The 14,481-nt window shown below is 61.5% G+C and carries 11 protein-coding genes; 9 read left to right on the top strand and 2 right to left on the bottom strand.

The window, feature by feature from the left end; all coding sequences use genetic code 11:
- The first annotated feature begins 55 nt into the window (after positions 1-55).
- The 6 genes from P3T23_RS39045 (at position 56) to P3T23_RS39070 (ending at position 8,395) form a co-directional block, all read left to right on the top strand.
- A complete protein-coding gene (locus tag P3T23_RS39045; RefSeq protein ID WP_429321389.1) occupies positions 56-1,201 on the top strand; it encodes a branched-chain amino acid ABC transporter substrate-binding protein in 1,146 nt (381 codons plus the stop codon).
- A 146-nt stretch (positions 1,202-1,347) separates the two neighbouring features.
- Complete coding sequence (locus P3T23_RS39050; RefSeq protein ID WP_429321390.1) at positions 1,348-2,289, top strand: LysR substrate-binding domain-containing protein; 942 nt, start codon at positions 1,348-1,350, stop codon at positions 2,287-2,289.
- Between the two features lie 287 nt (positions 2,290-2,576).
- Entirely contained in the window at positions 2,577-4,001 is a 1,425-nt protein-coding gene (gene aldA / locus P3T23_RS39055; protein ID WP_429321391.1) for an aldehyde dehydrogenase, read from the top strand.
- Positions 4,002-4,158: 157 nt separating this feature from the next.
- Positions 4,159-5,475, top strand: coding sequence for an MFS transporter (locus P3T23_RS39060; RefSeq protein ID WP_429321392.1), 1,317 nt, complete (start codon positions 4,159-4,161; stop codon positions 5,473-5,475).
- Positions 5,476-6,693 carry a mandelate racemase/muconate lactonizing enzyme family protein gene (locus P3T23_RS39065; RefSeq protein ID WP_429321393.1) on the top strand — a complete coding sequence of 406 codons (1,218 nt, stop codon included), beginning with the start codon at positions 5,476-5,478 and terminating at the stop codon, positions 6,691-6,693. It abuts the gene before it with no gap.
- 40 nt (positions 6,694-6,733) lie between these two features.
- On the top strand, positions 6,734-8,395 hold the full coding sequence (locus tag P3T23_RS39070) for a GMC family oxidoreductase (protein ID WP_429321394.1): 1,662 nt from the start codon (positions 6,734-6,736) through the stop codon (positions 8,393-8,395).
- Positions 8,396-8,569: 174 nt separating this feature from the next.
- Here the strand turns inward: P3T23_RS39070 and P3T23_RS39075 are convergent, their stop codons facing one another.
- Together P3T23_RS39075 and P3T23_RS39080 are read right to left on the bottom strand one after the other, a co-directional pair.
- Positions 8,570-9,430 (bottom strand): MipA/OmpV family protein, encoded by an 861-nt coding sequence (locus tag P3T23_RS39075; RefSeq protein WP_429321395.1) that lies wholly within the window; start codon positions 9,428-9,430, stop codon positions 8,570-8,572.
- Positions 9,431-9,740: 310 nt separating this feature from the next.
- Complete coding sequence (locus P3T23_RS39080) at positions 9,741-10,499, bottom strand: carbonic anhydrase family protein (RefSeq protein WP_429321396.1); 759 nt, start codon at positions 10,497-10,499, stop codon at positions 9,741-9,743.
- A gap of 359 nt (positions 10,500-10,858) precedes the next feature.
- On the opposite strand from P3T23_RS39080, the gene P3T23_RS39085 reads away from it, so the two are divergent.
- The 3 genes from P3T23_RS39085 to ppk2 all read left to right on the top strand — a co-directional run bounded on the left by P3T23_RS39085 (position 10,859) and on the right by ppk2 (position 14,184).
- Positions 10,859-11,149, top strand: a complete 291-nt coding sequence (locus P3T23_RS39085; protein ID WP_429321397.1) for a DUF1049 domain-containing protein — start codon at positions 10,859-10,861, stop codon at positions 11,147-11,149.
- A 487-nt stretch (positions 11,150-11,636) separates the two neighbouring features.
- Complete coding sequence (locus P3T23_RS39090) at positions 11,637-13,328, top strand: Na/Pi cotransporter family protein (protein ID WP_429321398.1); 1,692 nt, start codon at positions 11,637-11,639, stop codon at positions 13,326-13,328.
- 22 nt (positions 13,329-13,350) lie between these two features.
- Entirely contained in the window at positions 13,351-14,184 is an 834-nt protein-coding gene (gene ppk2 / locus P3T23_RS39095; RefSeq protein ID WP_429321399.1) for a polyphosphate kinase 2, read from the top strand.
- Positions 14,185-14,481: the final 297 nt, after the last annotated feature.

Below are 14,481 nucleotides of genomic sequence, written 5' to 3' on the forward strand. Positions count from 1 at the left end.
TCGGGTCAGTCGACATACACAAACGCGCGACGCCAAATACCGCAAGGAGCGCATCATGAATCGCCGCTATTGGCTTTTGAGTCTCGCAGTCTGCGCACTGGGCGCGCAGATACCTTCGTCCTGGGCCGCCGATCCCGAGACCGTCAAGATCGGTTTCGTCGGGCCATTGACGGGTCCTGTCGCGCGCGTCGGCAAGGATCTGCAATTCGGCGCGCAACTGGCGCTCGATGAGGAGAACGCGAAGCATCCGACAGTCGGCGGCAAGCCGGTCAAGTTCGTGCTCGACGTGCAGGACGATCAGGCGGACCCGCGTGTGGCCATCCAGGTCGCCCAGAAGCTGGTTGACGATGGGGTGGTGGGCGTGATCGGCCACTACAACTCGGGATGCAGTATTCCTGCATCGGCGGTCTACCACCAGGCCAACATCGCGATGATCACACCGGGCTCGACCAACCCGGCGCTCACGAAGCAGGGCTTCAAGAACGTGTTCCGGACCATGGGCCATGACGGCGTCGGCGGCGTGGTCGCAGGCCACTTCGTGGTCGAACAGATGAAGGCGAAGCGCATCGGCATCATCGACGACCGGACGGCGTTCGGGCAGGGTCTCGCCGACGCGTTCGAGAAGGGCGCGAAGGAAGCGAACGGCAACGTCGTCGATCGCGAATTCACGAACGACAAGGCGGTCGACTTCCGTGCGATCCTGACGACGCTCAAGAGCAAGAACGTCGACGTGATCTTCTTCGGCGGTCTGGACGAGCAGGGGGCCATGCTCGTCAAACAGATGCGTTCGCTCGGGATCAACGCTCAACTGTTCGGCGCGGGTGCGCTCAAGAGCAACGCGTTCCTGCAGATCGCGGGCGCGTCGGGAGAGAAGACCCAGGATCTGGAGCCGGGTCCGGCGCTGGACAAGCTGCCCGCGGCGCAGGAGTTCGGCAAGCGTTACAAGGCGCGCTTCAATCAGGACGTCGAGCTGTACGCGCCGTTCGCCTACGATGCGGCACTCGCGATGACCAAGGCCATCGAGGACGCGAATTCGCTTGACCGTCAGAAGATCGTCGACAGTCTCGCGAAGGTTTCGGTGACGGGCGTGACCGGCAAGATCTCGTTCGACCCGTACGGCGACCTGATCAAGCCGCCTTATACGCTGTTCGAAGTCGAGCAGGGGCAGTGGAAGAGCCTGCGGACGATCGGCGGAACCTGATCGGCAACTGAGGCCGGCAACCGAGGCCGGCAACTGAGGCCGGAGCCTGACCGCGGCATCTGGGTAGTATCTGGGCGGACGCGTACCCTCGCGTAAAATGGCGACCGGTTCGCCGCATCCGCCCAGAGACGCCCTTGAAACGAAAAATGCCCGCGCTGAACGCGCTCAAAGCCTTCGAAGTGGCCGGTCGCACGGGCAGTTTCACCCGCGCAGCCGAACTGCTGAACGTCACGCAGAGCGCGGTCAGCCGGCAGGTGCGCCAGCTGGAGGAGCAACTCGGCGAGCCGTTGCTGCAGCGCCGCCACCATCACCTCGAACTGTCCGCGGCCGGGCGCGTGCTGCTGCAGGCGTTGCAGCATTCATTCGACCGGATCGAACTGACGGTGCGCAGCATTCAGGAGAAGACGCACCTCAACCGCCTGCGGATCAACGCGCCACCTACCTTCGCCAGCCGCTGGCTGATGCCTCGCCTTGGCCGTCTGCGCGACGAGCATCCCGAACTCGAACTGAGCCTCTCGACGCGCGTCGAGGACAGCCTCGCGGAGTCGAGTGTGCTCGATTGCACGATCCGCTTTGGCAATGGCGAATGGGAAGGGCTCGACAGCCGCCTCCTGATGAACGAACGGCACGTGGCCGTGTGCTCCCCGGCGCTGCTCGCGCGGCAGGCGGGCCAGCAGGCGATCGACCTCAACCAGTTCACGCTGCTGCATGTGCTCGCCAGCGACGATCAGCGCTTTCTGACGTGGCAGCACTGGTTGAAAGCGGCGGGAATCGAGGGCGTCGATACTTCCGGAGGCTACGAATTCGACCTGCTGGATCTCGCGATCCGCGCGGCCATCGACGGCCTCGGCATTACGATTGCCGATCGTCATATGATTGCGCGTGAACTTGCTACCGGGCAGCTCACGCAGGTGCTGAACGTGCACGTGGATGGACATCAGTCTTACTGGCTCGTGACGCGGCCGGAGCAGGGCGTCCTGCCGCATCTTGCGTCGTTTCGCGACTGGCTTCTGCAGGAGGTGTGGCTCGCGGAGCGTAGCTTCGAGCCCTCGGCGTCGTCACCGGCGCCATTGATCAGCGGGCATTGAACACGGGCGATGCCGCGTGCGGCGCAATCGCCCGTCTCCGATTCTGGATCAGGTTGCCGGGTTGTCAGGCGAGATCGTGCCGGGCAACGTCCGACCGGGCCAAAGATCCGGCAGTATTTCCGCTTGCCAGGTTCACCGACTAACATGCGTTTTTCGAATGTTTGTCGCCCAAATTAGTCGCTTGTCGTCTCCTGGTCGCGCACGGAAGATTCAGTCCATGCGCCGGCGGCATGGGTCTCATAGCCGCTGGCAATGCACTTTTCGCACTCCGCCACCTGGTAAGAAACATGCGACTCGATCGGAATTTCGTCAGCGGCCAGTTCATCGAACCCGCAACCGATGAACTCATCCCCGTCTACAACCCCGCCACCGAAGCGTTGATCGCGCAGGTTTCAGGCGCTTCCAAGGCCGAAGCCGTCGCCGCAGTCGAAGCCGCGGCGGCCGCGCAGAAGGGCTGGCGCAAACTGCCGTCCACCGAACGCGGCGCGTATCTGCAGAAGCTCGCCGACGCGCTGACGGAATGCGCGCCCGCCATCGGCGCGGCGCTTGCGCAGGAATCGGGCAAGAGCGTCGCCGATGCGACCAGCGAAGCCGTCTACGCTGGCCAGATCACCCGCTACCACGCTGAATGGGCGCGCCGGATCGAAGGTGAAGTCATCCCCAGTGACACCCCCGACGAAAACCTCGTGCTGCATCGTGAGCCGATCGGTGTCGTCGCGTGCCTGATTCCATTCAATTTCCCGGTGTACACGCTGATGCGCAAGATTGCGCCCGCGCTGATCGCCGGCAATACAGTGATCGTGCGCCCGAGCAACAACACGCCGACATCCGCGTTCGAAATTGCGAAGGCCGTGGCGCAGGCGGAATTGCCGGCTGGCGTCGTGAACATTCTCGCGATGAGTCATGCGACGGCCGAAGCAGTCTGCACGCATCCGGCAGTCGGCATGATCACGCTCACGGGCAGCGTCGGTGCGGGCCGCAAGGTGCTCGAATACTGCAAGGCGAATATTGCAAAGCCGTCGCTCGAACTGGGCGGCAAGACGCCCGCGATCATCGAGCCGGATGCCGATCTGGAGAAAGCCGCGCGCGATCTCGTTGCCTCGAAGACCACGCATTGCGGCCAGCTGTGCACGGCCATCGAACGCGTCTATGTGCACGAGAGCGTGCATGACCGCTTCGTCGCGCTGCTCAAGGAACACATGAGCGCCGTGAAATCCGGCGACCGTAGCGAAAACGCAGGCTGGATGGGGCCGCTCGTCAACGAGGCGTCGCGCCAGTCGATCCACGCGATGGTGGAGCGTGCAGTCGCGGCGGGCGCAAAGATCGAAACGGGCGGCAGGCTGCCCGAAGGCAAGGGCTTCTTCTATCCGGCGACGCTGCTGTCGAACTGCCGCCAGGACATGGAGATCATCCAGGAAGAAACCTTCGGCCCGATCATGCCCGTCGTCAAATACCGCACGCTCGACGAAGCGCTGGCGATGGCCAACGATCACCAGTTCGGTCTGTCGTCGGTGCTGTACAGCGAAAACTATCGCAACACGATGAAGGTGGCGAACAACATCGAAGCGGGCGAACTGTATGTGAACCGCACGCCGGCCGATCCTTATCAGGGATTCCATGCAGGCTGGAAACGCTCCGGCCTCGGCGGCGACGACGGCAAGCACGGCATGCTCGAATTCACGCAGACCCGTCTCGTCGTCATGAAGTACTGATCCCATCCGGGGCGCTTTCCGTGTGAACGGAAGGTGCTTGTCCGAACCCGCAGGTGCGCGTTCGCCGCGCATTGCAGACATAACAAAAGATATCGGAGACGTGCCGAAGCCCGCGCATCGAGGCGCCGGGCGCAGGGTGTCTCTCAGGAGCGTTCCAGTGTCTACCCAACCCGTTCAAACCCTCACGCCGGGCATTTCCAGCGAAGCCGCCGCGTTGCGCGACACGCGCGCGCAGCGTTATACCCAGCTCCTTCTGCTCGTCGTCGCGGCCGGTGCGATCTATCCGATTCTGTATCTGCGGCAGGTCTACCAGCCGACGATGCTGGAAGTCTTCCACATCAACGAAAGCCAGCTCGGCTATCTGTATTCCTCGCTCGGCACGATCTTCCTTCTGAGCTATCTGCCTAGCGGCTGGCTCGCGGACCGGATCGCGCCGCGTCTTCTGATCTGCTTCTCGCTGATCGCAACGGGCGCCCTGGGGCTCTGGTATTCGACAGCGCCTTCGTTCCACGCGCTGATGGTGATCTTCGGCTGCTGGGGTCTCACGACCGGCCTCACGTTCTGGGCCGCCGTCATCAAGCGCGTGACGCTGATTGCCGGCAGCGACGAGCAGGGCCGCTTCTTCGGCTTCCTCGACGGCGGCCGCGGCCTCGTCGAAGCGATGCTCGCCACCGTCGCGATCACGCTGTTTGCGTGGGTGACGCAGACGAAGGGCGAACCGGTCGCCACCGGTTTCAGGCTCGTCGTCTACCTGTACGCGTTCCTGTGCATTGCACTCGGCGCCGTGCTCGGCCTCGTGAAAGATCCCGCGGGGAGCGCTGCCGCGAAGCGCGGCGTCGCCAGCAGGCGCAACAACGTACTGGTCGACCTGAAGACGCTCGCGAAGATTCCGGAGCTGTGGCTCGTGGCGGCCATCGTGTTCTGCGGCTATCAGGTGTTCTGGGCGACGTACAGTTTCTCGGCGTATCTGCATGAAGGGCAGATCGGACTGTCGGTGGTGATGGCGGGCACGATCACGACGCTCAAGCTGTGGATGCGCCCGATCGGCGGCATCGGCGGCGGTTATCTCGGCGATCGCTTCTCGAAGATCTCCGTGCTCATCATCGCGCTCTTTCTCGCTGCGTTGTCGCTGGTCGGTCTCGTTGCCGCGCCGGGCATCAGCAGCCATCTGATGCTCGCCTTCCTCGTCCTCTTCATCGGCGTGCTGACGTACGCAATTCGCGGGCTCTACTGGGCGTTGCTCGATCGCTGCAACATTCCCGTATCGACGATGGGCCTCGCGATCGGTCTGATCTCGGTGCTCGGTTATTCGCCGGACGTGTTCCTGCCGCTCATCAACGGCTATCTGACGCAGACGTACCCGGGCGTGCTCGGTTACCAGTTCTATTTCGGTTATGTGGCCGCTGTCGCCGCGCTCGGCGGTGTTGCGGGCCTCGCGCTGCGGAACATGCTCAACAGCAAGAAAGGTGTGTAAATGAAAGTCGTCTCGCTCGAAACACATATCGTGGCCGTCCCGCCGCCGCATCTGGGTGGCATGTACTGGATCTTCGTCAAGCTGAAGACGGATTGCGGGATCGAGGGCGTCGGCGAAATCTATTCGGCAACGTTCCACCCGAAGGCGATGACGCACGTCATCGACGACGTGTTCTCGCGCTATCTGCTCGACGAGGATCCGCATCACGTCGAGCGGCTGTGGCGGCAGGCGTATTCGAGCGGCTTCACGCAGCGCCCGGACCTGACGATGATGGGCGTCGTCAGCGGCCTCGAGATGGCGTGCTGGGACATCATCGGCAAGGCGGCGAACAAGCCGGTGTATGAGTTGCTGGGCGGCCGCGTGCATGAGCGTCTGCGCTCATACACGTACCTGTATCCGAAGAACCGTCGCGGCGAGTACGACTACGACGATCCCGATCTCGCAGCCGAATGCGCCGCCGAGAACGTGAAGCGCGGCTTTACGGCCGTGAAGTTCGATCCGGCCGGTCCGTACACCGCGTACTCGGGACATCAACTCTCGCTCGAGGTGCTGGACCGTTGCGAAACGTTCTGCCGCAAGGTGCGCGAGGCGGTCGGCAACAAGGCGGACCTGCTGTTCGGCACGCACGGGCAGATGGCACCGTCATCGGCCATCCGTCTTGCGAAGCGTCTGGAGAAATACGATCCGCTCTGGTTCGAAGAGCCGGTGCCGCCAGGGCAGGAAGGGGCAATGGCGCAGGTGGCGCAGCACACCAGCATTCCCATCGCCGCGGGCGAGCGCCTGACCACGAAGTACGAATTCTTCAAGCTGCTCGAAGCGGGCGCGGCGTCGATCCTGCAACTGAATGTGGCGCGTGTCGGCGGCCTGCAGGAAGCGAAGAAGGTCGCGACGCTGGCCGAGGTGTACTACGCGCAGATCGCCCCGCATCTCTACAACGGCCCCATCGGGGCGGCCGCGAGCATCCAGCTGGCGACGTGCACGCCTAACTTCCTGATTCAGGAAAGCATCGGCACGTGGGGCGGTTTCCACGCGGAAATCCTCAAGACGCCGCTGCGCTGGGAAGACGGCTACATCATTCCGTCGACGGAACCGGGTCTCGGCGTCGAACTGAACATGGAAGTCGTGCAGCAGCATTCGCCCTACACGGGCGACCGGCTGCATCTGCAGATGGCGCCGGTCCCGGCTGACGTGAAAGACACGTCTCCGGCCAGGGGTTGATCCTTGCATTTCGACATGGGCGTCTTCGAGCGCTAACAGCATGAACTACGACTACATCATCGTCGGTGCGGGCTCCGCGGGCTGCATCCTTGCCAACCGTCTCTCCGCGTCCGGAAACCATTCCGTGCTGCTGCTGGAAGCGGGCGGCAAGGACGATTCCTTCTGGTTCCGGATTCCGGTCGGTTTCACCAAGACGTACTACAACGAAACGTATAACTGGATGTACTACAGCGAGCCGGAGAAGGAGCTCGACAACCGCCCGATCTACTGCCCGCGCGGCAAGGTGCAGGGTGGTTCCGGTTCGATCAACGCGATGATCTACGTGCGCGGACAGCCGCATGATTTCGACGACTGGGCCGCAGCCGGCAATCGCGGCTGGGGCTTTCGCGACGTGCTGCCATACTTCCGCAAGCTCGAGTCGCATCCGCTCGGCAACACCGAATATCACGGCGCCGACGGCCCGATCCGCATTTCGCCGATGAAGGACGACGTGCATCCGATCTGCCACGTGTTCCTGAAAGGTTGCGAGCAGGCGGGCTACAGGCGCACGCACGATTTCAACGGCGCGCAGTTCGAAGGTGCGGGCATCTACGACGTGAATACGCGTAACGGACAGCGTTCGTCGAGCAGCTTCGAGTACCTGCATCCGGTGCTGGGCCGCAGGAATCTGACGGTCGAGTGCAACGTGCTCGCAAGCCAGGTGCTGTTCGACAACCAGAAGCGCGCCACCGGCGTGGTCGTCCGGCAGAACGGCGAGGTCAGGCGCTTCATGGCGAACCGTGAAGTGATTCTGGCGGCCGGCGCTGTCGATACACCCAAGCTGTTGCAGCTCTCCGGCGTGGGCGAGCGCGACCTGCTCGCGAAGCATCGCATTCCGCTCGTGCACGAGTTGCCGGCGGTCGGACAGAACCTGCAGGATCACTTGTGCGTGAGCTTCTACTATCGCTCGAACCGCAAGACGCTGAACGACGAGATGCGGCCGCTCATCGGCAAGCTGAAACTCGGCTTGCAGTACCTGCTCACGCGCAAGGGGCCGCTCGCGATGAGCGTCAACCAGTCGGGCGGGTTTTTCAAGGGCAACGACGAACAGGCGCAGCCGAACCTGCAGCTGTACTTCAATCCGCTGTCGTACCGTATTCCGAAGAGCAGCAAGGCGAATCTGGAGCCGGAGCCGTACTCGGGCTTCCTGCTCGCATTCAACCCTTGCCGCCCGACCAGCCGTGGCTCGATCGAGATCGCGTCGACCCGTGTCGAAGATCCGGCAAAGATCCGCATCAACGCGTTGACGACGGAAAAGGACCTCGATGAAGTCGTGCAGGGCTGCGACCTGATCCGCAAGGTGATGGCTTCTCCTGCGCTGAAGGACATTACGGTCGAGGAAATTTCGCCGGGGCCGCAGGTGCAGGGCCGCGAAGCGATGCTGCAATACTTCCGCGAGCAGTCCGGATCGATCTATCACCTTTGCGGATCGTGTGCGATGGGACCGGACCCGCAGACCTCGGTGGTCGATGAGCGCCTGCGCGTGCATGGCATCGCCGGATTGCGGATTGTCGATGCGTCGATCTTCCCGAACATCACGTCGGGCAACATCAACGCGGCCACCATGATGGTTGCGGAGAAGGGTGCTGAGATGATTATCGAGGATGCTGAAGCCGACGGGCTCTCGGTGCATGCAATCGGTGAGATGGCTGTCGCGCACTGATCTGCTTGAGCGGACCTGCTTGAGCGGACGACCGGCCGTTTCGACGTCGGGTCGAAACGGCCGTTTTGCTTTTGCCCGGAAGTGACGGCCTTATGTTGCCCGTCACTGGCCGCTTCACGCGTTGCGTCATATTGCGCCCTTCGGTTCGGGACCCGCGACATGCACCTCTTGCCTTTAAAACAGGTAGCTGGCGAAGAGGGCATACGTCATCTGATTCTTCTTTTCGACGATCGGACTGTCGCCTGCATCGCCGCGTAGCCAGGCGGCCGTGATAGCCGCCCCGATATTCCAGCGGGCTGCAAGACGATAGTTTGCGCCGACCGAGAAGCGGAAGTTGTTCACGCCCGAGCCGGGAGAGAAGCCAGCGAGGCCGGAGCGGGCACTTTGCTCTGCGTCGATGCCAAAATAGGTCTGGTTATACTCACTGCTGGCCCATGTTAGTCCTGGCCCCGCGGTGAGCGTCAGTTGCGGGATCGGCTGATACCTTGCCATCACGTCGAACGTTGCCGTCGTTCCCCGTTCTTTTCCAGCGATATCAGTCAAAACGCTGCCGCGCGCCGAGACCCACGCGTACGTGTAGACGACGAACAGTTCAGCGTGTGCCGTACGCTGGACATCACCAAGACCGTGCAGCCGTGGATCGTCGGATTCCTGCCGCGGCTCGATGAAATCGTAGGTCACCGCGAGTCCCACGCGCCAGTTGCTGTCCCGATACAGATACGCGCCGAGACTCAGTAGCGCCCCCGCGTCCGGGTTTGAACCGATGAAATAGCGGCCGTAGCTCGCGCCGAGGAGCGGTACGCCTTCAACCTTGCTGCCGCTCGCGCCAGGGAATTTCGGCATGACGACCATGCCGCCGCCCACCGTGAAATGCCATGCGTTGGGCTGGGCCACATTGGCGTCGTCCGGATTGGAGAGGGCGTACAGGCTGTCCGAAATGGAGACGGGGTCGTCGGCCATCGCGGGGGCGGCGAGCAGCGAGAGAGCACAGCCCAGCAGCAGAGTGGTCTTGCGACGTATCGAGGTATAACGCATGGCAGGTCTCCGGTTGGGTAATGCGAGGTGGGACGGGGCCAGGCAGGTGTAGCGCCGTGTTGCGCCTGTTGCGGGCTTTATTGACGGTCGCCTCTCCTTCTGATCCCGATTAAAAAGTTTTCAGATAGTGCGCTGCTGGATGAGAAGCTCCCCATATAATATTTTTAGTACTCTTGATTATGATAGGTAAATTTTCGACGGAAATGCAGACCCATCGTCGCCAAGGAAACAACGGCGCGAACAACGCCGGTTCCGGTACGTGATGCAGCGTGCAGGGTTCAGTCGTCTCCCGTTGATCTCTCAGGCGACGTCAGGTCATGAATTCAACTTTTCCGGTCTTAAGGTTATACATGGCCCCCACCATTTTGATCTTCCCGTCCTTCTCCATCGAGGAGAGGATTTCACTGCGCTTGTGTAAGTCGTCGATTGTGTTCTGAACATTCACTTTGGCGACCATGTCCACGAATTCGATGTTGCTGCCGGTTCTTTTGCCTTCGTACTTCGTCGCGTCTACCGCGGGCTTTATTTTTGCAAGCAATCCGGTCAGATTGCCGAGATTGACGTTGTCGATCGCGCCCTTGACCGCCCCGCAATCCGTGTGGCCCATGACAAGCACAACCTTGGCGCCGGCAGCGGCGCAGGCGAACTCCAGGCTTCCCGCCAGATCCTCGTTGGCGATGTTGCCGGCTATCCGCGCATTGAAGGTGTCGCCGATCCCGGAATCGAGTATGAGCTCAGCCGGCGCGCGCGAGTCGATGCAGCTCAGGATAACCGCGGCTGGAAACTGTCCACTGGCGCTTGAGCGCTTCTGGGCCAGATAGTCATGCTGATGGGCTTTTCCGGAGATAAAGCGCTCGTTGCCTCTCTTCATCCCTTCGATGATCTGATCGGGCGTAAGGCTGTCGCGCTCCTTTTTCGTCAGCGACGCAGCCAGTGAAACGCGAGGAACGAAGACGCCCGCGGTGCCGACTGCCCCTGCCACTGCCATGCCGAGTCCCGTTTTAAGGGCTGCCCTTCGGCTGTTTGAGGAAACACTTATGCAGACGCATTGATCAGGTTTGCCATTCATGTTTCTTCTCCGAAGAGTTCAGTCGGCGCGATGTGCAGTCTAACTCCCTTTCTATAAGAATCCCAAGTACCGCTGATGATTGTTATGCGGGATAAGTGCGCCGGCTTCGCATATCGGTGGTACGGGCGCTTTGTGCGGCCGATTGACGGCGCAGAGGGTTCGTTTCAGGTTATCCAACAACCATCGTGATCATTTCAGCACCGAAAACAGTGGCCGGTGTATCGGGGGGGCACCCGTACCCGCCCCGAAGTCGGTCTTTTGCCGCTCAATCTATCGCTACATGCTTTCTCTTCCGCTTCTTTGGTACTTTTGCACCGGATGTCGTGGTAAATATATCGTGTGCAGACCGGAGCGCTTTCATGGCTGAAGTGGACTCGATCGCGCTCATCGGAAGTATCTCAACGCAAGAGGGGAGCTTCGGTATGAAATTTGTCTACATTGCGCTTATCGTGCTGGTGACAGCAGTGGTGCTGCTGTTCAAGATCCAGAATTTCCAGATGGTGACTTTGTCACTGTTCTCGGCCAGCGTTACCCTGCCCGCGTCGTTGCTCGTCATAGGCATTTATGTGCTGGGCATGCTGACGGGCGGGTGCGTTCTGAGCCTGTTGCGCAGCTGGACGCGCGGCGGCTTGCGACCGGTTCAAAAATAGTACTGGGAGCGTCGGTATGCGGTACGGTGTATGGACGTTGAAGATGCTTCGCCATAAGCGCGTTTCGGAGCATCGATGAAGCCTGGAGGCCATGCATTCCGAAGGCGATAAACGGGTTGCGCGCTGCCGCGAAATCCGATGGCATGACCTCGTTCTTCCTGTACGACATCGACGTAGAGGCCGTCAGCGATGCCGATCCCGTCTGGTATTTGAGGGCGGAGCGGCCTATTCTCGAAGTTCGAGGAACTGGCGGAGGCCGGAATGAGACCGGCCGTGTGTGACGTGCGGAGCAAACAGATACATTCCGGGGTGCCAATCAAACGGCAGAAATAGCCCTTGACTGTACGCAGTCGTTTCTCGCAACGTTCTTGATGGCGGTCTTCCTCTAATCCGTTTAACCCGTTCGGGCCGGAAAGCCGGAAGGACGGCCAATTGTCCGGCGATGTTTCTTTTCAGGAACGTGCGACATGACAAAAGGCAAAGCAAGATGACTCCTTCTCCTGCAGAAGTCGAGCTCGCCAATCTGAATCTGATCCAGATGTTCGGGCTCCTGATCGGTGGCCTCGCCCTTTTTCTTCTCGGTCTGGAATTCATGACCGGCGGCCTGAAGGCCATCGCAGGATCGAGACTGCAGGCGCTGCTAGGCATGCTGACCTCGAACCGGTTCCGCGGGGTGCTGGCCGGCGCCGTCGTTACCGCGCTCCTGAATTCGTCGACCATCACTACAGTCCTGATGGTCGGGTTCGTTTCCGCCGGTTTGATGACGTTGGCACAGTCGGTGCCGATGATCATGGGCGCGAATATCGGCTCGACGGTCACCGCGCAGATCATCGCTTTCGACGTTTCGAAACTGACGCCGTTCATGCTGGCCCTCGGCTTTCTCCTGCATGCGTTCGGGCGGCGCGACCTGCTGCGGCAGCTTGGCGGTGTGATTCTCGGGCTGGGCCTGCTGTTTCTGGGAATCCAGTTCATGGGCGACGCGACGCGTCCGCTGCGGACATTCCAGCCCTTCATCGACGCGATGCAGAATATGGAGAACCCGCTGCTGGGCATCGTGGTGGGCGCCATCTTCACCGCCGTGGTTCAAAGCTCCGCGGCGACGCTGGCGATCGTGATCGCGCTGGGGGCACAGGGTCTGATGCCGCTCGAGGCAGGCATCGCGCTGATTCTGGGCGCCAACGTCGGCACGTGCGGAACGGCGCTACTCGCCGCGATCGGAAAATCGGCCGAGGCGGTCCAGGTCGGCGTGGTGCATCTCATCTTCAATATCGTGGGCGTCCTCTTCTGGGTGTTCTTCATCCCGCAGATGGCGGATCTGGTGCGGCATATTTCGCCGTCCTACCCGGACCTGCAAGGGGTGGCGAGACTGGCGGCCGAAACGCCGCGCCAGGTTGCCAACACCCACACGATATTCAGCGTGGCAAGCACGCTGGTCCTGATCTGGTTCACCGGGCCGATCGCGAGGCTTGCCCAGATCATCGTTCCGAAGCGGGCGCAGGAAGTCAAACGGGCGGGGGACCCGATCTATCTGGACGAATCGTCCCTGACGGCGCCCTCGCTCGGGCTTCAGCGGGTACGCCTCGAGCTGACGCGTCTGGGTCAACTGGTTCTGGAAATCGTTCGCAGCGGCTCGCAGATGATTTCCAGCGGAACGATCGAGGAGATTAATCTTCTGCTGGATCAGGACAAGGAAACCGACCGGCTGGCGTCGGAGATTCTTCACTATATCGGCCTGTTGTCCCAGGTGGAGCACTCGGAGGACGAAGGCCGGCAGATGGTCGGGCTCTCTCAGGTTGCCACCTATCTGGAAAGCATCAGCGGCATCGTCGGGACCCATCTGGTGTACGTCAGCCAGCAAAGATTGACGCATCAGGTCGACCTCACGCGATTGCGCGATGAGGCGACGAGGCGATTCGCAGATACCGTGATCCGGAATCTCGAACAGGCCGTCGGGACGATAATCGATCCGGAGGCGAGCGAAGCGGCTCAGGTCAGCGCGGGGAAGGCGGAGATCGAGAATCTGGCGGCGGCGGCGCGGCAGGTCGTGCTTGGCAAACTGCAACTGGCTGACAAATCCGACGTGCTGAGTTTCCGGCTAGCCATGGACGTGATCGAACAGGGCTGGCAGATTGCGCAGTTTGCGAGAGCGATCGTGAAGACCGCGAGAGATTTCCGCTAGTACATTATTTGATGGTGAAATCATGGGCCACGGAATAGACAGGAAGTCCAGCCGGCGCAAGAGTCCGCAAACAGCGGCGAAGCCGAAGCTCTCGCGGCAGGAGTATGAAGCGAAAATGGCCGAGCTCCATGTCGAGCTGGTCAAGCTGCAGTTCTGGGCGAAGCATGAGGGAGCGAGGATCATCGTGATCTTCGAAGGGCGGGACGCGGCTGGCAAGGGCGGTGTGATCAAACGGATCACGGAGCGCGTCAGCCCGCGCGTGTTCCGCGTCGTTGCGTTGCCGGCGCCGTCGGAACGGGAGCGCACGCAGATCTATTTCCAGCGTTACTTCGAGCATTTTCCCGCGGCCGGGGAGGTCGTGATTTTCGACCGGAGCTGGTACAACCGCGCGGGAGTCGAGAAGGTCATGGGCTTCTGTACGGACGACCAGTATCAACGCTTTCTCCGACTCTGTCCCGCCTGGGAAAAGGACATCATCGATTCCGGCGTGACCCTGATCAAATACTGGTTCGAGGTCAGCAAGGAAGAGCAGACCCGCCGGTTCTCCGAGCGCATCATCGACGGCCGCAAAACCTGGAAGCTGAGTCCGATGGATATGGAGTCGCACAGGCGCTGGTACGACTACTCGCGCGCGCGTGACGCCATGTTCGCCGCGACCGACACAAATTCGTCGCCCTGGCACGTGGTCGAAGGCGACGACAAACGGCGCGCCCGACTGAACTGCATTGCGCATTTTCTGAGCCTGATCCCCTATGAAGAGATCGCGCTGCCCCAGGTCGAGCTTCCCGCGAGGCAAAAGGCGGGCGGATACAAGGAGCCGGACTATCCCTTCAGGTGGATTCCGGCAAGGTACTGAGCGTCTGCGCTGCGTCTGTGCGGTCCCGCGGTGGCAGGTTTGACGCGTATTTCAGGCGCCGCGAAGGTGTCAACGGGGTGACGCCGCCCGCCGTCGAGATTCCGCCGCACACAGGTCGGTGAGGCGGCGTCGCGCCGTGCGAAGACGCCCGTTGGGCTGTGGGTTTCGTTACAATGGTCTCGCTCCGACAACCAGAGTGTAACGATCCTTGAACCACGATACTCCGCCCGGCCTCGAAGTCGCGGCTGGCAGCCAGGGAAAGGTCGTCCGTCTATCCGGTCAGTGGACGGCGCTCGC

Origin of the sequence: Paraburkholderia sp. GAS448 (assembly GCF_050435685.1) — a bacterium.
Taxonomy (GTDB): Bacteria; Pseudomonadota; Gammaproteobacteria; order Burkholderiales; family Burkholderiaceae; genus Paraburkholderia.